This window comes from Comamonas sp. GB3 AK4-5 (genome assembly GCF_041320665.1).
Lineage (GTDB): Bacteria > Pseudomonadota > Gammaproteobacteria > Burkholderiales > Burkholderiaceae_C > Comamonas.
In genome coordinates this window covers 513,421-533,969 of record NZ_CP166730.1, presented here as the reverse complement: position 1 = coordinate 533,969, position 20,549 = coordinate 513,421, and the positions used below count along the sequence as shown (strand labels likewise).

Below are 20,549 nucleotides of genomic sequence, written 5' to 3'. Positions count from 1 at the left end.
CCGCGCAAGGGCCGCCCCGCCGCGCTGGTGCTGTCTCCCTCCGGCGCGTAGCGCCAGAGAGGGGGGAAGACGCCGAAGGCGGCTCAGGGGGTGTAACAACCTCTCAACAACGCCCTTCAACCTTGCAGGCAGGCACCACCTGGCCGCTGGCATCGCGCCACTGCATGTCGGCAGGCGCCGCTGCGGGCGCTGCAGGCGCTGTCGGAGCGGCCTGCACGGGAGCGGCAGCCGACGCGGGCTGTGCCGCCGGCGCCGCCGATCTGGCGGGGTCATGCAGCACCGTGGAGGTGCCCACGCCGGCCCCTACCCGCGCGCCACCGCCCACATCGGTGGAAACACCCACGCCCGCATTGCCCGTGACCTGGCCACGCTGGTTGACGCCCACACCCACACCGACCGGGCCGACGCCGGTGCCCACGCCCGCGCTCACACCACCGCTGCCCACGCCCACACCGACCGACAGCGGCCCCACGGGAATGCCCACGCCAATGCCTGCACGGCAGCCGGCCAGGCCCAGTGCGGCAACCAGGACAGCGGCGGCCACGGCCGCGCGTACGGTGGGGGCATGGAGGCGGTAGAGCATGGGAATTCCTTGTCAGCGAGGGGAGAGGGGCAGGACAGAAGCCCTTGTTTCGCCCAAAAAACGAGCATCAGCCCATTCAACGGGCCAGCCGCACCATGGGTGCACAGCCGTCGGACAGCAGCGCTACCCCCAAAAAGGGGCAGCCACTGAAGATTGGAGATGGTATGGGTGCCAATCGTTCCCCAGACCTCTCGGCGCACGCGGCTATCTGCGCCAGCCCTGTGCACCTTCAGTCTGCAGCATGCCTGCGACGGCCCAGTCACAGCCTTCACGGTACTCCCCAAGCTTAAGAACTTGTTCAAAGACCTGTCTACGGGCCTTCACGGAAATGCGGCCCGGGGCCGGCATCGCCCAGTTGGTCACGGTCATTGCGCAGCGGGCAGTCCTGCAACGACAAACAGCCACACCCTATGCAGCTGTCCAACTGGTCGCGCAACTGGGTAAGTTGCTGGATGCGGACATCCAGATCGCCGCGCAGGCATTCCGACATGGCACGCCAATCCTGGGCCGTGGGTGTGCTGCGCGGCAGAGCGTCGAGCGCGGCCGCAATCTTGGCCAGCGGCACGCCCATGCGCTGCACCACCTTGATCACCGCCACCCGCCGCAGCACGGCCCTCGCATAGCGGCGCTGGTTGCCTGCGGTGCGCTGGCTGTGTATCAGCCCTTTGGATTCATAAAAATGCAGCATGGACACCGGCACGCCGCTGCGGCGTGCAACCTCGCCCACGGCCAGCACGGCCTCTGCGTCACCGGCATCTTCCTCCTGCTGCATCAGCAGGGCATTACGGGGCTCCCGCATCACTCCATCACCTTTTTACCTGTACCCACCGGGCCCCATAAAGCCCCTGAAAAACAGGGGGCCGGACCATTGACCTCAAGTTGAGTTGAGGTTGAAGAATGTAACCTTGTTCGGTATGGCTGCCTTTTTGATGGCTCGCGGCTGCCGTCCATACCGTGCTTTTTCATTCGGAATCTCCCCATGGCCCAGGCCCTTTCCACGCTCGCCCCCACTCCAACCGACTCTTCTTCCCAGCCTGTGCCGCAGAACAGTCGCCTGCAACATCTGCAACCACCCGGCCTGTATGACGCCGCGCCCAATGGCTACACCCATGTGGTGCGTGTGGAGTCGCCGCTGCGCTGGGTCTTTGTCTCCGGCCAGGGTGGTGAGAACGCAGCGGCCGAGCTGCCCGACGACTTTGCCACCCAGGCCGAGCGGGCTCTGGCCAATGTGCACACCGCATTGGCAGCCGCCGACGCCAGCATGAGCGATGTGGCCAAGCTCACGGTGCTGATCGTGGACCATTCGCTGGAACGCTTTCACCTGTGGCAGCAGGCGCTGCGCCAGTACTGGGGCGAGGAGCATCAGCCCCCGCGCCCCTTCCCGGCCTGCACGCTGATACCCGTGCCCAAGCTGGCCCTGCCCGGCATGCTGATCGAGGTGGACGCCACGGCGGCCTTGCCGCTGTAAAGGCAGCCGCATGTCCACATCCCCTGCGGCGGCTTTGCCCGTCCTGTCCACCCGCACCCTGGTGCTGATGGCCATCGCCTGCGGCCTGTGCGCGGGCGCCAATTACTTCAACCAGCCCCTGCTGCACTCCATGGCCCAGGATCTGGGGGTGAGCGAGGCCCAGGCGGCCAGCACCGTCACGCTGGCCCAGCTGTCCTATGCCCTCGGTCTGCTCTTGCTGGTGCCGCTGGGCGACATGCTGGAGCGACGCCGTCTGGTGCTGTCCCTGATGGTGCTGGCCGCCACCGGCATGCTGCTGTCGGGCCTGAGTGGCAGCACCCAGCAGTTCACCCTGCTCGTGGTGGGCACCGCCATGACGGGCCTGTTCTCCGTGGCGGCCCAGGTGCTGGTCCCCATGGCGGCCAGCCTGGCCGCCCCCGGGACGGGCGGGCGGGCCGTGGGCCTGGTGATGAGTGGGCTGCTGGTAGGCATTCTGGCCGCACGCAGCGTGGCCGGCCTGCTCTCGGGCCTGGGCGGCTGGAACGCGGTGTACTGGGTGGGCGCGGTCGCCACCCTGGCCATGGCAGCGCTGCTGGCCCGAGGCCTGCCCACGGCACGGCCTGCCACCCGGCTGGGTTATGGACAGGTGCTACGCTCCCTGGGCTCTTTGCTGCGCCAGCACCCGCGCCTGCGCAGCCGGGCGCTGATTGGCGGCCTGGGCTTTGCCACGGTGAGCGTGCTTTTTTCCACCATGGCCCTGCTGCTGGCCGGCCCGGCCTATGGCCTCTCGGACATGCAGATCGGCCTCATCGGTATCGTCGGCATTGCCGGGGCGCTGATGGCCAATATGACGGGCCGCCTGGCAGATCACGGGAAGGAACAGTCCGCCACCCTGGCTGGCGCCCTGCTGATGCTGCTGGGCTGGGCCTTTCTGTGGCTGGGGGGCAGCAGCCTGTGGCTGTTTTTGCTGGGATTTCTGGTGGTGGATGGCGCGCTGCAGGCGCTGCACATCAGCAACCAGAGCGTGGTCTATGCCCTGGCGCCCGAGGCCCGGTCACGCCTGAACGCGGTCTATATGACCACCTACTTTATCGGTGCCGCCAGCGGCTCGGCCCTGGGTGCCTGGGCCTGGCTGCATGGAGGCTGGGGCAGCGTCAGCCTGGCCGGTGGTGCACTGGGCCTGTGCACGCTGGCCGTGGTGTGCTGGGACCGAGGGCTGGCCGCCAAGCATTGGCCGGCCAAGGTCAAAGGCACAGCCGTATTTTTCGCTCCTTTATCAAGAGCAAGAACAACTTAGCCTGTATACGTTAACCGCCAAAAACACCCACAAAAAAGCCCCGACACCAGGCCGGGGCTGTGGGATGGTAAGGCCGCCGGCGGGCCGCCCTTACGCTCAGACCAGCAAGGCGTTCACGCGCTTGACGTAAGCGGCGGGGTCTTCGGGCAGGCCGCCATCGGCCAGCACGGCCTGGTCAAACACGATCTGGGCCAGATCGTGGAAATGCACCGAGCCATCGAGCTTTTTGATCAGCGGGTGCTCGGGGTTCACTTCCAGCACCGGCTTGCTGTCGGGGGCAGCCTGTCCGGCCTGCTTGAGCATGCGTGCCAGCTGGGTGCTCATGCCACCGTCCTGCACCACCAGGCAGGCGGGCGAGTCCACCAGGCGGCTGGTGGCGCGCACGTCATCGGCCTTGTCCTTCAGCGCTTCTTTCAGCTTGGCCAGCACGGGCTTGAAGGCTTCGGCGGCCTCTTCGGCGGCCTTCTTCTCTTCCTCGTTCTGCAGCTTGCCCAGATCCACCGCGCCCTTGGCCACAGATTGCAGGGCCGTGCCGTCGAAATGGGTCAGGTAGTTCAGCGTCCACTCGTCCACGCGGTCGGTCATCAAGAGCACTTCGATGCCCTTTTTCTTGAAGACTTCCAGCTGTGGGCTGTTCTTGGCGGCGGCCAGGGTGTCGGCGGTGATGTAGTAAATCGCCTCCTGGCCTTCCTTCATGCGGGCCTTGTAGTCGGCCAGCGAGACGGTGGCGGCATCGGAGGTGGTGGAGGCAAAGCGCAGCAGCTTGGAGATGCGCTCCTTGTTGCCCATGTCTTCGCCCAGGCCTTCCTTGAGCACCGCACCGAACTCGGCGTAGAACTGGCTGTACTTGCCTTGCTTGGCCTTGTCTTCATCGCTCACCACATCGGTCACGTCGGCTTCGGCAGCATCGGTTGCAGCAGGCTTGTCATGGCGAGCCAGGTCTTCCAGCATGGACAGCACGCGCTTGACCGATCCGTCACGGATCAGCTTCACATCACGGCTTTCCTGCAGCAGCTCGCGGCTGACGTTCAGCGGCAGATCGGCCGAGTCGATCACACCCTTCACAAAGCGCAGGTACTGGGGCATCAGCGCCTCGGCGTCGTCCATGATGAACACGCGCTTCACATACAGCTTGATGCCGGCGTGCTTGTCGCGCTGGTACAGATCAAACGGGGCCTTGGCCGGGATGTAGAGCAGCTGCGTGTACTCGGTATTGCCTTCGACGCGGTTGTGGCTCCAGGTCAGCGGGTCTTCGTAGTCGTGGCTGATGGCCTTGTAGAACTCCTGGTACTGCTCGGCCGTGATGTCCTTCTTTGGACGGGTCCACAGGGCGCTGGCCTTGTTCACGGTTTCCCACTCACCGGTTTTTACCATCTCGCCGGGCTGATCGTTCTCGCCGTCCTTCCACTCTTCCTTTTCCATCAGGATGGGCAGGCTGATGTGGTCGGAGTACTTGGTGACCAGCTGCTTGATCTTCCAGGCGTTCAGGAATTCTTCGGCGTCATCGCGCAGGTGCAGAACCACGCTGGTGCCGCGCTGCTCGCGGGTGATGCTTTCCACCTCGAAATCACCCGAGCCGCCGCTGATCCAGCGCACGCCTTCGCTGGCAGCCAGGCCTGCGCGGCGCGACTCCACGGTGATCTTGTCGGCCACGATAAAGCCGGAGTAAAAGCCCACGCCAAACTGGCCGATCAGTTGCGAGTCTGCTTTTTGGTCGCCGGAGAGCTTGTCCATAAAGCTCTTGGTACCGCTCTTGGCGATGGTGCCCAGGTGGTCAATCGCCTCCTGTGTACTCATGCCAATGCCGGTGTCGGTGATGGTGACCGTCTTGGCCTTGGCGTCCAGCGTGATCTGCACTTCCAGGCTGGGCTGGTCGCCGTAGAGGCTGCTGTCATTCAAGGCCTCGAAGCGCAGCTTGTCGCAAGCGTCCGAGGCGTTGGAGACCAGCTCGCGCAAAAAGATCTCGGGGTTGGAATACAGCGAGTGCGTGACCAGGTGCAACAGCTGGGCCACTTCTGCCTGAAAGGAATGGGTTTGCTTGCTCATAAGGGCTTGTCTTCTGGAAATACGGGGAAAAGTGGAGGCCAAGGCCGCCTGCGCGACCGCCATGCAGCCCCATCTGGGATCGAGTCAGCGATTTTCAAGGCATCAGCCCGGCCCGGAGAGCGATTGTGCTGCCCCACAAAGCAAAACAGCCCGTACGCCTTGCGGCATACGGGCTGTGGTGCGCCATAGCAATCGTTATCTGGACGCTAAACTGGTGCATCCCCCAAGCCAGGGCTGCCGCGCAAGGGCCGCCCCTCAGCGCTGGCAGCGTCCCCCTGCCCGCGAGCGCAGCGAGCGAAGAGCGGGGGGAAGGCACGCAGTGCCTCAGGGGGATGTCGCTCGTCCATCAATGCATCACCGAGGTAGGCACTTTGCCGAGATGGTCCAGCTGGGCCAGCCAAGGCTCGGCCAGCACACGGATCTGGGCGTCATTGCGCAAGATGCGCTGCATGATGCGCGTTTTTTCCTTGCGCTCCACGCCGGTCAAGGCACTGGACTCCGCCTGCAGTCGCAGCTCGTTGATCAGCACGCCGCAGGCTTTTTCGCAATCCACCACGGCATCCCAATTGTGTTGCAACGCAGCTTGCAGCATGTCTGCGCTCTTGGCCTCAATGGCCTTGTAGTAATCCAACAACTGCATCTCCATCTTCAGCCTCCGCGAGCATCTACCTGGGAGCCAATTTCCTTCCAGCCATCCGCCACCGGCTGCAGCACGTCAAGGACCTCATCCACCAGGGACGCATCATTGTTCAGGTTCGCCGTCGTCAACTGCTTGACTGCATAGTCATACAGCAGCTTCAGGTTCCCAGAAAGCTCGCCGCCTTTTTCCATGTCCAGGCCCAGCACCAGACCTTCTTGCAAGATGCGTACGGCCTTGGAAATCTGCTGGCCTTTTTCTTCCACATCGCCGCGGTCCATGGCACCGCGTGCCGCGCGCAGCGACTGGAACAGACCATCAAACAGCATCTGGATCAGCATGTGCGGCGAGGCATTCTCGATACCGGACTGCACGCCCACCTGGCGGTAGGCATTGGCCTTGCTGAAACCTGTTGATGAAAACATATCGATCCTTGTTGCGTGGGCCCTCAGAGGCCGTCACGAAATTCGAGAGAAGAAACTTCCCTGCTACTTACTTTTTGGGATTGTTCATGGCAGACACCATCTGCGAGACATAGGAGTTCAATCCCGAAATCGATGCCATCTGGCTATCCAATGCGGAATACTGCTTGTACAGGCGTATCTGCAGATTGTTGGCCCGGGTGTTGACCTTGTCCTGCTCTTGCTGGTTGCGCTTGAGCGTCTTGTCCATCGAGCCGGTTTTGTTGTCAAAAGTTCCTTCGTAGGCCAGCAGCTTGTCGGTAAAGCTTTTGAAATTCACCGCAATGCCACCACCGCTGCCTTGGCTGTCCGCCTTGTTGGCAAACAAGGCTTTCAAATCCTCGCCCTTGGCCAGCCCCTTGGTGAGCTTGGTGTCGTCCACCGTCAACTTGCCGCCTTGCTGCATCTGAATACCGATATCGGACAGGCGCCGCAGCGAGCCCTTGGAGCCTGAAGTCCCCATGGTCAGCGTGCGCAAAGCGTTTTGCAGGCTCACGGTCGCGCTATCGCCTTGCAGAACGCCGGTGCCGTCTTCGGTGGCCTTGGCATCCACCTTGCCATTCAGGTCACGCACATTCTTGGTCGACTTGGACAGCAAATCGTTGAGCTTGTTATAGGCCTCAACAAAGTCCTGGATGTTCTTTTTGATGGACTCGGTATCGCTTTTCACAGTGAGCAGAGCATCGCCCGTCGTGATGGCCGACACCGTGAACGACATACCAGGAATGGTATCGGTGAAGGTATTACTGGCGGACTCGATATCCACGCCATTCATTTTCACCTTGGCATTCAGGGCGCTCTGCGCCTCACTCATACTCAGCTTGGCCAGCGTCGAATCGGCCAATTCCGCCTGGCGCGCCGCAAAATCTGCCGCAGTTTCACCGGGGTTCTGCGTCAAGGGGGTGGTAGTCACCGTCGCCGTAAAGGCATGTGGCGTCCCCGTTTCCTTGGAGCGCAGCATCAGGCGCTCCGTGCCATCGGCGTTGGCCACCACGGTAGCTTGAATACCGGCTCCAGAGCCATTGACCTTGGCTGCAATCTTGGTCAGGTTGTCGCCGGCCCCAATCTCTACATCAAAGCTTTTGCCGCCGATTTCCAGCTTCAAATTGCCACCAGCCCCCATGGATTGGTCCTTGGGCAAAGCAATGCCTCCTGCACCACCAACCATCGTGGTCTGGGATCGCGCCAACTGGCTCACACTGATGTTGAACGAGCCCGTGGCCGCAATCCCGGTCATGGCGCCGCTGACTGCGGTATTGGATGAGGTGATGTTGACACTGTTCCAGCCGCTGTCACGCGACATCTTGGAGACAATGTCGTTCAAAGACGAGGTGAGGGACTTGATCTCGCCATAGGCCGAGATCTGAGTCTGAATGCTGGTGGCCTTGGTCTGGAGGGCTTTCAGCGGCGACTTTTCCAGCTCGACCATCTGCGAGACGATCTTTTCAACTTCCAGCCCGCTACCGATACCAACGGATGAAACGCCCATTTTTCAACCCTCCTGAGTGTTGAGCCAGCCAGCCTCCTGCCAACTGTCCTACGCTTATGCCAAGACCATCAGCGTCTTCGCAGATTGTGACGCAAGTCATTCCACCGCAAAAGGCTGAACAAAACCTATAGCACCGTGCAATCCGATTGACCTACTGTCATAACCAAGGCGATCGCGCTTGCCAGTGCTTACCGCTATATCGGCAGCTTTCCCTGCAACTTGAGCCCTCGATACGCGCCGCCACAGACAGACGTAAAAAAGGCAGCCATGTCGAAACAAGGCTGCCATCAAAAAGCAAACTTCAACCATGCTGCCCAGCCAAGGGGTTTGCGCCCCATGACCGGACAGACTCACCCACACTTAGCGCAACAGGCTCAGCACGCTTTGGGGCAGCTGGTTGGCCTGGGCCACCATCGCCGTACCGGCTTGCTGCAGGATCTGCGCGCGGCTCAGGTTCGCCGTTTCCTTGGCAAAGTCGGCATCCACGATACGGCCACGGGCTGCCGTGACGTTCTCGCTCATGATGTCGATGTTTTCCACCGTCTTTTCAAAACGGGTCTGCAGGGCGCCCAGTTGGCCACGCACCGCATTCACCTCGTCCATGGCGTCGTCGATCTTCTTCAACGACACCCAGGCAGCGGACTGGGTCGACACGTCGATGGTGTCAATACCCTTGCCGTTCTTGCCGAGATCACCAGCGGCAACTGCCAGAGCGTCTGCCGCGAGCAGTGCGGTCGAAGCCGAACCATCGCTGTCCTTCTTGCCCACAGTCACCAGCTCCAGGCCCTTGATGGCCACGGTTTCCGGCACACCAGTTGCAGTCAGCTTCTCCGACATCACGTTCAGCTGGTACTTGCCCGTGCTGTCCTTTTCCATGAACGCAGTCACGCCGGTATCGGCCGTCTTGGCGTTGATGGCGGCCACCACTTGGCCCATGCGCTCTTCATTGGAGCTGGCCTTGTCCAGACCGCCCAGGTCAATGACAGCACCCGTAGTGCCAACCTGAATGGTGAAGGTGGCGGTAGCGCCTGCAGCGGTGGCTGCGTATGCACCATAGCTGGCCTTGTCTGCAGCTTCCAGCTTCAGCGCAGTTGCATCAAGGGTTTTTTGAGCGTAGGTCACATTGGCCAAACCGCCAGCTGTGGTGTTGCCCAGACCGCCCACGGTGATGTTGTCACCAGCATTGGCGCCCACCTGGAAGATGGCGCCTGCAAAGCTGCCGTCCAACAGCTTTTTGCCGTTGAAAGAAGTGGTCTTGGCCACGCGGTCGATTTCAGCGCTCAGCTGGCTGGCCTCGGCTTGCAGGGCCTTGCGGTCGCTGTCGCTATTGGTGGCGTTGGCCGACTGGGCACCCAGTTCACGCATGCGCTGCAGCATGTCGCCCACCTTGCCCAGGGCGCCTTCGGCGGTCTGGGCCAGAGAGATGCCGTCGTTGGCATTGCGAGCAGCCACCGCCAGGCCCTTGGCCGAAGCGTTCATGCGCTCGGCAATGGCCAGGCCAGCTGCGTCGTCCTTGGCGCTGTTGACACGCAGACCCGAAGACAGGCGCTGCATGGAGGTGGCCAGCGAGCTGCCAGTCAGACTCAGATTACGTTGTGCATTGATGGACACAACATTGGTGTTGATGGACATAGCCATTCTAATTTCCCCTTTTTTAACGCCCACTTCGGTGGGCGTAGAACCGTGATGGGCCATAGCCAGGCGCCATGCATGCAGACGGGTTCACCCCGTTCTTGCCAGCGTCCCATGCCGTTTTGGCCATCACACAACCCCAGTTGAATGCCCAGTCCTATGCCTCCCCAAAGCAAGCGCAGGACTGGGCCTGGTATTACTTCAGCAGGCTCAGCACGCTCTGGGGCAGCTGGTTGGCCTGGGCCACCATGGCCGTGCCGGCTTGCTGCAGAATCTGCGCGCGGCTCAGATTGGCGGTTTCCTTGGCAAAGTCGGCATCCACGATACGGCCGCGGGCCGCGGTGACGTTCTCGCTCATGATGTCGATGTTTTCCACCGTCTTTTCAAAGCGGGTCTGCAGGGCGCCCAGTTGGCCGCGCACCGCGTTCACCTGGTCCATGGCGTCGTCAATCTTTTTCAGCGACACCCAAGCATTGGCCTGTGTCGTGATATCGATGGTGTCCATACCCTTACCCGCAGTACCGAGGTCGGTGTCGTCAATCTTAAAGTCGGCAGCCTTGAGCATCACAGTGGCGGTGGCAGTGGTATCCACCGGGGTACCCGTGCTCACAGTATCCAGGCCGGTAAACACGACAGTTGCCGCCTTGGTTGGATCGGCCGCATCCATGCGCTCCGACTTCATGTTCAGCTTGTATTCGCCGGTCGCATTGTCTTTTTCCAGGAAAGCGGTCACACCGGTGTCCGCCGTCTTGGCATTGATGGCCGCGACCATTTGCCCCAGACGCTCTTCATTGGAGCTGGCCTTGTCCAGCGCACCCAGGTTGATGGCAGTATCACCACCGACCTTGATGGTCCAGACAGCAGTTGTTGGGTCTGCGGGATCCGTCAGGGCCTTCACTTCACCATACGTTGCCTTCACCGACACGTCGATAGCGTCGCTGATTTTTTCAGCATAGCTCACATTGGCCAAGCCAGCCGCCGTGGTATTGCCCAGACCGCCCACGGTGATGTTGTCACCGGCATTGGCGCCCACTTGGAAAATGGCCCCTGCAAAGCTGCCGTCCAACAGCTTTTTGCCGTTGAAAGAAGTGGTCTTGGCCACGCGGTCGATTTCAGCGCTCAGCTGGCTGGCTTCGGCTTGCAGGGCCTTGCGGTCGCTGTCGCTGTTGGTGGCGTTGGCCGACTGGGCACCCAGTTCACGCATGCGCTGCAGCATGTCGCCCACCTTGCCCAGGGCGCCTTCGGCGGTCTGGGCCAGCGAGATGCCGTCGTTGGCATTGCGCGCTGCCACCGCCAGGCCCTTGGCCGAAGCGTTCATGCGCTCGGCAATGGCCAGGCCAGCTGCGTCGTCCTTGGCGCTGTTGACACGCAGGCCCGAAGACAGGCGCTGCATGGAGGTGGCCAGCGAGCTGCCGGTCAGACTCAGATTGCGTTGTGCATTGATGGACACAACATTGGTGTTGATGGACATAGCCATGATGATTTCCCCTTTTCGACGCTCACTTATGTGGCGCCTGGCAATGGCAATCCGCTGCCGGCGCCGTACTTTCAGGTGGTCAAGCCACCCGTTCTTGCCAGGGTCTTGCGATGCCGTTCGCTACGCTCCATCACAAGACCCAAGTTGGGTAAGCAACCCTGGGGTGAACGCATGCTTTTCAGCAATCCAGGGTTGCACTGGGAATTACTTCAGCAGGCTCAGCACGCTCTGGGGCAGCTGGTTGGCCTGGGACACCATGGCCGTGCCGGCTTGTTGCAGGATTTGCGAGCGGCTCAGGCTGGCGGTTTCCTTGGCAAAGTCAGCATCCACGATGCGACCACGGGCTGCGGTGATGTTCTCGCCCATGATGTCGATGTTCTCAATGGACTTCTCAAAGCGGGTTTGCAAAGCACCCAGCTGACCGCGCACCGCGTTCACCTGATCCAATGCGTCGTCGATCTTCTTCAGCGACACCCAGGCATTGGCCTGCGTCGAGATATCGATACCGTCAATGCCCTTGCCGTTCTTGCCCACATCAGCGGCTACGAGGGACACATCCGCATCGGCAAGCAAAGCCGTGGAGGGGCCAGTGCCATCGGCCTTCATGCCCGTCACCAAAGCAGCCAGGCCAGTGATCGTGATGGCTTCAGCCTTGGTTGGATCCGTGGCGTCCATACGCTCCGACTTCACATTCAATGCGTATTTTCCATCGGCCTGCTTTTCCAGGAAAGCCGTGACGCCGGTGTCTGCCGTCTTGGCGTTGATGGCCGCCACGACCTGGCCCAGTCGCTCTTCATTGGAGCTGGCCTTGTCCAGGGCGCCCAGGCTGATCGCGGTATCGGTGCCCACCTGAATGGTCCAGGTGGGAACGGGAGGAGATGCGCCGTCGTCCGCCTTCACCGCGTCGTATGTTGCTTTCACCGCGACATCGATATCGGCCTTCACCTTCTCGCCATAGTTCACATTGGCCAGGCCAGCCGCCGTGGTGTTGCCCAGGCCGCCCACGGTGATGTTGTCACCGGCAGCCGCACCCACCTGGAAGATGGCGCCTGCAAATGAGCCATCCAGCAGCTTGCGGCCGTTGAAGGTGGTGGTCTTGGCCACGCGGTCGATTTCGGCACTCAGCTGGCTGGCTTCGGCCTGCAAGGCCTTGCGGTCGCTGTCGCTGTTGGTGGCGTTGGCCGACTGGGTAGCCAACTCACGCATGCGCTGCAGCATGTCACCCACCTTGCCCAGGGCGCCTTCGGCAGTCTGGGCCAGCGAGATGCCGTCGTTGGCATTGCGGGAGGCCACTGCCAAACCCTTGGCGGCCGCGTTCATGCGCTCTGCAATGGCCAGACCTGCAGCGTCATCTTTGGCGCTGTTCACACGCAGGCCCGAAGACAGACGTTGCATGGAAGTACCCAGAGTGCTTCCCGACAGACCCAGATTGCGCTGGGCGTTGATCGAAGCGACGTTGGTGTTGATGGTCATGGCCATGATGGATTCCTTGAAGCAGATGAACGTGGATAAGGTTTGCTTGGGTGTCGGAATTGCGAAAGTCTCTGTGGACCCTGTCAGCCATTCGGGCTGCGTGCTTGCTCCGTACATATCTGTTATCGGGCTGCCTGCTTTTTTCTTTAGCCTTTTTATTAACAATCGAATACACAATTCCTACAGACTTGCGCTCAACGAGATAAAGCCTCTCCGCTCTGCCTTCGGTGGCTACGACAAGGACCTCTCGCCAGCCATGCAGACGACTCTAGGAACACAGCCATAAAAAAGGCAGCCATGTCGAAACAGGGCTGCCATCAAAAAGCAAACTTCAACCATTGCTGCCCAGCACAGGGATTGCCCCCGTGACCGGACAGACTCACTCACACTTACTTCAACAAACTCAGCACGCTTTGGGGCAGCTGGTTGGCCTGGGCCACCATGGCCGTTCCGGCTTGCTGCAGAATCTGCGCGCGGCTCAGATTGGCAGTTTCCTTGGCAAAGTCGGCATCCACAATACGGCCACGGGCTGCCGTGACGTTTTCGTTCATGATGTCGATGTTTTCCACCGTCTTTTCAAAACGGGTCTGCAGGGCGCCCAGTTGGCCGCGCACCGCATTCACCTGGTCCATGGCATCGTCGATCTTCTTCAGCGACACCCAGGCAGCGGACTGGGTCGACACGTCGATGGTGTCGATACCCTTTCCGTTCTTGCCCAACGTGGTTTCGTCACCTGCAATATCCAGCCCCGTGGCGCCGGCAACCAAGCCACCCAAGTCCTGGGCCGTCGTGCCATCGGCCTGCACGCCGGCAAACACCTTGTCCAGGCCGGTGAACTTCACCTCTTGGGAGGTGACATCACCCGTGGTCGCATCGATGTCCACACGCTCCGACTTCAAATTCAGTGCATATTTGCCATCAGCCTGCTTTTCCAGGAAAGCCGTGACGCCGGTATCAGCAGTCTTGGCGTTGATGGCCGCCACGGCTTGACCCAGTCGCTCCTCATTAGAGCTGGCCTTGTCCAGGGCTCCCAGGCTGATGGCGGTACCGGTGCCTACCTGAATGGTCCAGGTTGCGGCCGGAGTAGTTGCACCGTCATCCGCAGCCACTGCACCGAACGTTGCCTTGGTCGCGACATCAATGTCCTTCTTCACCAGCTCCGCATAGTTCACATTGGCCAGGCCAGCCGCAGTGGTGTTGCCCAGACCGCCCACGGTGATGTTGTCACCGGCATTGGCGCCCACTTGGAAAATGGCCCCTGCAAAGCTGCCGTCCAACAGCTTTTTGCCGTTGAAAGAAGTGGTCTTGGCCACGCGGTCGATTTCAGCGCTCAGCTGGCTGGCTTCGGCTTGCAGGGCCTTGCGGTCGCTGTCGCTGTTGGTGGCGTTGGCCGACTGGGCACCCAGTTCACGCATGCGCTGCAGCATGTCGCCCACCTTGCCCAGGGCGCCTTCGGCGGTCTGGGCCAGCGAGATGCCGTCGTTGGCATTGCGCGCTGCCACCGCCAGGCCCTTGGCCGAAGCGTTCATGCGCTCGGCAATGGCCAGGCCAGCTGCGTCGTCCTTGGCGCTGTTGACACGCAGGCCCGAAGACAGGCGCTGCATGGAGGTGGCCAGCGAGCTGCCGGTCAGACTCAGATTGCGTTGTGCATTGATGGACACAACATTGGTGTTGATGGACATAGCCATGATGATTTCCCCTTTTCGACGCTCACTTATGTGGCGCCTGGCAATGGCAATCCGCTGCCGGCGCCGTACTTTCAGGTGGTCAAGCCACCCGTTCTTGCCAGGGTCTTGCGATGCCGTTCGCTACGCTCCATCACAAGACCCAAGTTGGGTAAGCAACCCTGGGGTGAACGCATGCTTTTCAGCAATCCAGGGTTGCGCCGTGCATTTACCTGTGTGCTTACTTCAGCAAGCTCAGCACGCTCTGGGGCAGCTGGTTGGCCTGGGACACCATGGCCGTACCGGCTTGCTGCAGGATTTGCGAGCGGCTCAGGCTGGCGGTTTCCTTGGCAAAGTCGGCATCCACGATGCGACCACGGGCTGCGGTGATGTTCTCGCCCATGATGTCGATGTTCTCGATGGACTTCTCAAAGCGAGTTTGCAAAGCACCCAGCTGACCGCGCACCGCGTTCACCTGGTCCAGTGCATCGTCGATCTTCTTCAGCGACACCCAGGCAGCGGATTGGGTCGACACGTCAATCTTGTCAATACCCTTACCATCCTTGCCAAGGTCTGCGGCCACGATATCCAGGCCAGTTGCCGTCGCGATCAGAGGGCCGGCAGCCGTGCCATCGGACACTTTTTTACCGGTCGTCACGGTATCCAGGCCTTCAAACGTCACCGCTACCGGTGCGTTCGTTGCATCCAGCTTTTCCGACTTGATGCCCAACTGGTAAGCACCTGTGCTGTCCTTTTCCAGGAAGGCGGTCACGCCGGTGTCTGCAGTCTTGGCGTTGATGGCAGCAACGATCTGGCCCATACGCTCTTCATTGGAGCTGGCCTTTTCCAGAGGGCCCAGGTCAATGGGATTGCCGCCATTCACACCAGCAACCGTGATGGAGAGCACGGCGGCGGCAGGGGACACCGTAGCTGCCAGTGCGTCATAGGTCGCCTTGTCGGCAGCAGCCAGATCCAGCGTGGCAGAGTCGATCGTCTTTTCGCCGTAGTTCACATTGGCCAGGCCAGCCGCTGTGGTGTTACCCAGGCCGCCCACGGTGATGTTGTCGCCGGCCGCAGCACCCACCTGGAAGATGGCCCCTGCAAACGAGCCATCCAACAGCTTACGGCCGTTGAAGGTGGTGGTCTTGGCCACGCGGTCGATTTCGGCGCTCAGCTGGCTGGCTTCAGCCTGCAAGGCCTTGCGGTCGCTTTCGCTGTTGGTGGCGTTGGCCGATTGGGTAGCCAGCTCACGCATGCGCTGCAGCATGTCACCCACCTTGCCCAGTGCGCCTTCGGCAGTCTGGGCCAGCGAGATGCCGTCGTTGGCATTGCGGGAGGCCACTGCCAAACCCTTGGCGGCCGCGTTCATGCGCTCTGCAATGGCCAGACCTGCAGCGTCATCCTTGGCGCTGTTCACACGCAGACCCGAAGACAGGCGTTGCATGGAAGTACCCAGAGTGCTTCCCGACAGACCCAGATTGCGCTGGGCGTTGATCGAAGCGACGTTGGTGTTGATGGTCATGGCCATGATGGATTCCTTGAAGCAGATGAACGTGGATAAGGTTTGCTTGTCAGAGGTTTGCGGGCGTCTCTATGGACCTTGTCAGCCATTCAGGCTGCATGCTTGCTCTGTACACATCTGTTATCGGGCTGCGTTTTTTTTTCTTTAGCCCTTTTATTAACAAGCGAATACACAGCGACTACAAACTTGCCCTCCCATAGATGGCGGCCCCTCCTCTGGCCATACAAACGGTTCTGTGCGCAGCAAGAAAAAAGGCAGCCCTGTCGAAACAGGGCTGCCATCCAAAAGCAAGCTTCAACTTCTGCAGTCCAGCCAGGAGGACTCACACTCCATGGCTAAACAGATCCGCGCTTAGCGCAACAGGCTCAGCACGCTCTGGGGCAGCTGGTTGGCCTGGGCCACCATAGCCGTACCGGCTTGCTGCAGAATCTGCGCACGGCTCAGATTGGCGGTTTCGCTGGCAAAGTCGGCATCCACGATACGGCCACGGGCGGCCGTGACGTTCTCGCTCATGATGTCGATGTTTTCCACCGTCTTTTCAAAGCGGGTCTGCAAGGCGCCCAGCTGGCCGCGCACCGCGTTCACCTGGTCCAGGGCATCGTCAATCTTCTTCAGCGACACCCAGGCATTGGCCTGGGTCGTAATGTCGATGGTGTCAATGCCCTTGCCATTGGCGCCCTCCGCACCGGCCGCAATCGCCAAAGCGTCATCCGCCAGCAATGCCTCCGCAGTTGCCGTCGAATCCACTGCGGTACCGGTGGTCACCGCCGCCAGGCCACCGATGGCCACGGCCTCTGTGCTGCCTGTCGCATCCAGCTTGTCCGACTTCACATTCACCTGGTAGGCGCCCGTGCTGTCCTTTTCCAGGAAAGCGGTAACACCGGTATCGGCCGTTTTGGCATTGATGGCGGCGACCACCTGGCCCAAACGCTCCTCGTTGGAGCTGGCTTCGTCCAACGCACCCAAATCAACCGCAGCTCCCGACCCCACGGTGATGGTGAAAGTACCGCCGGCAGCCACGGCTGCGTACGTTGCCGCAGGCGCAGTCGCGGCAGCCACCACCGCCTCGGCGTAGGTCACATCGGCCAGGCCCGCGGCCGTGGTGTTGCCCAGCCCCCCCACGGTGATGTTGTCGCCCGAGTTGGCGCCCACCTGAAAGATGGCGCCGGCAAAGCTGCCATCCAACAGCTTTTTGCCGTTGAAGCTGGTGGTCTTGGCCACGCGGTCAATTTCTGCGCTCAACTGGCTGGCTTCGGCCTGCAAGGCCTTGCGGTCACTGTCGCTGTTGGTGGCATTGGCCGACTGGGCGGCCAGTTCACGCATACGCTGCAACATGTCGCCCACCTTGCCCAGTGCGCCTTCGGCGGTCTGGGCCAGCGAGATGCCGTCGTTGGCATTGCGCGCTGCCACCGCCAGGCCCTTGGCCGAAGCGTTCATGCGCTCGGCAATGGCCAGGCCAGCCGCATCGTCCTTGGCGCTGTTGACACGCAAGCCCGAGGACAGGCGCTGCATGGAGGTGCTCAGCGAGTTACCGTTAAGGCTCAAATTGCGTTGTGCATTGATGGACACAACATTGGTATTAATAGACATAGCCATGATGACTTCCCCTTGGTTACGCTCACTTATGTGACACCTGACAATGGCAATCCGCTGCCGGTGCCGTGCTTTCAGGCGGCTCAACCACCTGTTTTGTCAGGGCTTCGTGTAGCTCCTGGCCACCACAAGCCCCAAGTTGGACGCGCAGCCCGGGTAGAGCACTCAGCTTCAAACGCCAGGGCTACGCCCTGGTATTACTTCAGCAGGCTCAACACGCTTTGGGACAGCTGATTGGCCTGTGACACCATGGCCGTGCCGGCTTGCTGCAGGATTTGCGTGCGGCTCAGGCTGGCGGTTTCCTTGGCGAAGTCGGCATCTATGATGCGGCCACGGGCCGCGGTGATGTTCTCGCCCATGATGTCGATGTTCTCTATGGACTTCTCAAAGCGCGCCTGCAGAGCCCCCAACTGGCCACGCACCGCGTTCACCTGGTCCAGCGCATCGTCGATCTTCTTCAGCGCCACCCAGGCAGAGGACTGCGTCGAGATATCCAGGGTGTCGATACCCTTGACGTTCTGCTGGATGTCCGCTGCTGTGCCAGGGTCGATGTTGAGGTCGGTGGCTTCCAGCAACTGTGCAGGGGTGGCGGACTGCCCCTTGGTCACCGTGTCCAACCCCGTGAAGTCCACCTTGAGCGGCACGCCATCGGTGTCCAGCTTCTCGGACTTCACATTGATCTTGTAGACCCCCGTGCTGTCTTTTTCCAGGAAGGCGGTCACGCCGGTGTCGGCCGTCTTGGCATTGATGGCAGCAACCACCTGGCCCAAGCGTTCTTCATTGGAGCTGGCGTTTTCCAACGGCCCCAGATCAATAGCCTCGCCACCATTCACGCCAGCCACCGTGATGGAGAAAGCGGCGGCGGCAGATGACACCGTGGCCGGGAGCGCTGCATAGCTGTCTTGCGTCGTCATCGTGGCCGTGGCCGTCTTGTCTCCATAGCTCACATTGGACAGACCAGCCGCCGTGGTGTTGCCCAGGCCGCCCACGGTGATGTTGTCGCCGGCCGCAGCGCCCACCTGGAATACCGCGCCCGCAAATGCGCCATCCAGCAGCTTGCGGCCGTTGAAGGCGGTGGTCTTGGCCACACGGTCGATTTCGGCACTCAGCTGGCTGGCTTCGGCCTGTAAGGCCTTGCGGTCGCTGTCGCTGTTGGTGGCATTGGCCGACTGGGTGGCCAGCTCACGCATGCGCTGCAACATATCTCCCACCTTGCCCAGTGCGCCTTCGGCGGTCTGGGCCAGCGAGATGCCGTCGTTGGCATTGCGGGAGGCCACAGCCAGCCCCTTGGCGGCCGCGTTCATGCGCTCTGCAATGGCCAGACCTGCAGCGTCGTCCTTGGCACTGTTGACACGCAGGCCCGAGGACAGACGCTGCATGGAAGTGCCCAGTGTGCTGCCCGAAAGACCCAGATTGCGCTGGGCATTGATCGAAGCAACGTTGGTGTTGATGGTCAGGGCCATGGTGAATTCCTTGAAGCGGATAAGGTTTGCTTGGGTGTCAGAGGCCTGCGAATGTCTCTATGGACCTTGTCAGCCACTCGGGCTGCACGCCGGCTCCGTACAAACCGTTTATCGGATTCCCTGATTTCTCCCTTGATCTGTTTTGTGTAACAAATAAGCACTCACTCTTTAAAAACCTATTGCTTAGCCATCACCTTGAAAAAAGAAGCGACCAATTTCCACAGAAAGCGGCTGCGCACCAACAAGGCTGAAAGCCCAAGAAAGCACGCCATCGCGCTGCTTATCCCCGCAACGCACACAGGGCAGCCATAGAAGAATTCCCCCATCGCTAGCGTTGCCTGTCGCTTATTTGTGCCCACGGTTTCAGTAGCGATGCGATGCAACCCGCCCTTTCACTAGAGGAACAGCAATGGCCGCCACTATCAACACCAATATTGCTTCGATCAACGCCCAGCGAAACCTGACCCTCTCGGGCAGCTCGCTGAACACCACCATGCAGCGCCTGTCTTCCGGCCTGCGTGTCAACAGTGCCAAGGACGACGCCGCCGGCCTGGCCATTGCCGAACGCATGAACACCCAGGTCAAGGGCCTGGCCGTGGCTTCGCGCAATGCCAACGACGGCATCTCGCTGGCCCAGACCGCCGAAGGCGCCCTGGGCAAGGTGGGCGACATGCTGCAGCGCATGCGTGAGCTGGCCGTGCAGTCCAGCAATGCCACCAACAGCGACAGCGACCGCAAGGCCCTGCAGGCCGAAGTGGCCCAGCTGGGTGCGGAAATCGACCGCGTGGCCAAGCAAACCAACTTCAACGGCCAAAAAATTCTGGATGGCTCGTTTGCCGGCGCCGTGTTCCAGGTGGGCGCCAACTCGGGCGACAACGTCACGCTGGGTGCGCTGGCCGATACCCGCTCCTCCCAGCTGTCGACCGTCTCGTACGCAACGTCCACCCTGGCAGCCGTCGACACCTCCAACGACGCAGCCAATACGACCCTGAGCGCGTATGGCACCCCCATCGTCGCCAACAACCCCACGGCAACCCCTCCCGTGACCGGCGGCCTGTCCATCACCCTCACATCCAACAACCCTGCCGTTACCACCGACGTGAACCTCGGCGCTATCGACAAGGCCACCAGCCGCCAAGAGCGTCTGGGCCAAATCGTGACGGCCATCAACGACAAGACAGCAGACACCGGCGTCACCGCCTATCTGACCAAGATCGAAGGCACCGAGGACTACAAGGTCGAAATCATGTCCTCCAAAAAGGACGTGGACGGCAACCCCGTTTCCGTGGCTTTCAATGGCTTTACCGAAATCAATAGCGGCATGGATACCTCCGTTGCTGCCAACGACCCCAGCATCACGATTGGCTACGCAGGCACCCCGCCCGTAGGCACAGCCACTGCCGGCACGCTGGTGGACGCCGCCCGCGGCATCGAAGACATCAACGTCTCCACCCAATCCGGCGCCTGGGTTGCGCTGAAGAAGATCGACAGCGCAGTCGACCAGGTCAATGGTGCACGCGCCACCCTGGGTGCCATCCAGACCCGCTTTGAAAATGCCGTGAACAATATCGACATTCAGGTGGAAAACCTGTCTGCTGCCCGTGGCCGCATCATGGATGCCGACTTTGCCAAGGAAACCGCCAACCTGAGCCGCACGCAGATCCTGCAGCAGGCCGGCACGGCCATGGTGTCCCAGGCCAACCAGCTGCCGCAAAACGTGCTGAAGCTGCTGCAAGGCTAAGCCGCCACCCCCACGACAACCGCT

The 20,549-nt window shown here is 61.2% G+C and carries 16 protein-coding genes; 3 read left to right on the top strand and 13 right to left on the bottom strand.

Going from position 1 to position 20,549, the window contains the following annotated elements; genetic code table 11:
* Nucleotides 1-103 precede the first annotated feature (103 nt).
* The gene (locus ACA027_RS02365) at nucleotides 104-583 is read right to left on the bottom strand and encodes a hypothetical protein (RefSeq protein ID WP_370680811.1); all 480 of its coding nucleotides are present in this window, start codon (nucleotides 581-583) and stop codon (nucleotides 104-106) included.
* 310 nt (nucleotides 584-893) lie between these two features.
* Nucleotides 894-1,355 carry a redox-sensitive transcriptional activator SoxR gene (gene soxR / locus ACA027_RS02360; protein ID WP_370682494.1) on the bottom strand — a complete coding sequence of 154 codons (462 nt, stop codon included), beginning with the start codon at nucleotides 1,353-1,355 and terminating at the stop codon, nucleotides 894-896.
* Between the two features lie 207 nt (nucleotides 1,356-1,562).
* On the opposite strand from soxR, the gene ACA027_RS02355 reads away from it, so the two are divergent.
* Both ACA027_RS02355 and ACA027_RS02350 read left to right on the top strand, forming a co-directional pair.
* Entirely contained in the window at nucleotides 1,563-2,051 is a 489-nt protein-coding gene (locus ACA027_RS02355; protein ID WP_370680810.1) for a RidA family protein, read from the top strand.
* Between the two features lie 10 nt (nucleotides 2,052-2,061).
* Nucleotides 2,062-3,327, top strand: coding sequence for an MFS transporter (locus ACA027_RS02350; RefSeq protein WP_370680809.1), 1,266 nt, complete (start codon nucleotides 2,062-2,064; stop codon nucleotides 3,325-3,327).
* Between the two features lie 96 nt (nucleotides 3,328-3,423).
* Here ACA027_RS02350 and htpG read toward each other — a convergent pair whose 3' ends face one another.
* The 11 genes from htpG to ACA027_RS02295 all read right to left on the bottom strand — a co-directional run bounded on the left by htpG (nucleotide 3,424) and on the right by ACA027_RS02295 (nucleotide 18,784).
* Nucleotides 3,424-5,373, bottom strand: a complete 1,950-nt coding sequence (htpG, locus tag ACA027_RS02345; protein WP_370680808.1) for a molecular chaperone HtpG — start codon at nucleotides 5,371-5,373, stop codon at nucleotides 3,424-3,426.
* Nucleotides 5,374-5,719: 346 nt separating this feature from the next.
* Entirely contained in the window at nucleotides 5,720-6,019 is a 300-nt protein-coding gene (locus tag ACA027_RS02340) for a flagellar protein FliT (RefSeq protein ID WP_370680806.1), read from the bottom strand.
* A gap of 2 nt (nucleotides 6,020-6,021) precedes the next feature.
* Entirely contained in the window at nucleotides 6,022-6,435 is a 414-nt protein-coding gene (gene fliS / locus ACA027_RS02335) for a flagellar export chaperone FliS (RefSeq protein WP_370680805.1), read from the bottom strand.
* A gap of 67 nt (nucleotides 6,436-6,502) precedes the next feature.
* The gene (gene fliD, locus ACA027_RS02330) at nucleotides 6,503-7,960 is read right to left on the bottom strand and encodes a flagellar filament capping protein FliD (RefSeq protein ID WP_370680804.1); all 1,458 of its coding nucleotides are present in this window, start codon (nucleotides 7,958-7,960) and stop codon (nucleotides 6,503-6,505) included.
* A 360-nt stretch (nucleotides 7,961-8,320) separates the two neighbouring features.
* A complete protein-coding gene (locus ACA027_RS02325; protein ID WP_370680803.1) occupies nucleotides 8,321-9,592 on the bottom strand; it encodes a flagellin in 1,272 nt (423 codons plus the stop codon).
* A 196-nt stretch (nucleotides 9,593-9,788) separates the two neighbouring features.
* Nucleotides 9,789-11,069 carry a flagellin gene (locus ACA027_RS02320; protein WP_370680802.1) on the bottom strand — a complete coding sequence of 427 codons (1,281 nt, stop codon included), beginning with the start codon at nucleotides 11,067-11,069 and terminating at the stop codon, nucleotides 9,789-9,791.
* A gap of 204 nt (nucleotides 11,070-11,273) precedes the next feature.
* On the bottom strand, nucleotides 11,274-12,548 hold the full coding sequence (locus tag ACA027_RS02315; RefSeq protein WP_370680801.1) for a flagellin: 1,275 nt from the start codon (nucleotides 12,546-12,548) through the stop codon (nucleotides 11,274-11,276).
* 383 nt (nucleotides 12,549-12,931) lie between these two features.
* Nucleotides 12,932-14,230, bottom strand: a complete 1,299-nt coding sequence (locus tag ACA027_RS02310) for a flagellin (protein WP_370680800.1) — start codon at nucleotides 14,228-14,230, stop codon at nucleotides 12,932-12,934.
* A gap of 217 nt (nucleotides 14,231-14,447) precedes the next feature.
* A complete protein-coding gene (locus ACA027_RS02305) occupies nucleotides 14,448-15,734 on the bottom strand; it encodes a flagellin (RefSeq protein ID WP_370680799.1) in 1,287 nt (428 codons plus the stop codon).
* 345 nt (nucleotides 15,735-16,079) lie between these two features.
* Nucleotides 16,080-17,324, bottom strand: coding sequence for a flagellin (locus ACA027_RS02300; protein ID WP_370680798.1), 1,245 nt, complete (start codon nucleotides 17,322-17,324; stop codon nucleotides 16,080-16,082).
* A gap of 194 nt (nucleotides 17,325-17,518) precedes the next feature.
* Entirely contained in the window at nucleotides 17,519-18,784 is a 1,266-nt protein-coding gene (locus ACA027_RS02295) for a flagellin (protein WP_370680797.1), read from the bottom strand.
* Nucleotides 18,785-19,193: 409 nt separating this feature from the next.
* Here ACA027_RS02295 and ACA027_RS02290 point away from each other — a divergent pair, with 409 nt between their 5' ends.
* Nucleotides 19,194-20,525 carry a flagellin gene (locus ACA027_RS02290; protein WP_370680796.1) on the top strand — a complete coding sequence of 444 codons (1,332 nt, stop codon included), beginning with the start codon at nucleotides 19,194-19,196 and terminating at the stop codon, nucleotides 20,523-20,525.
* The last annotated feature ends 24 nt before the right edge of the window (nucleotides 20,526-20,549 follow it).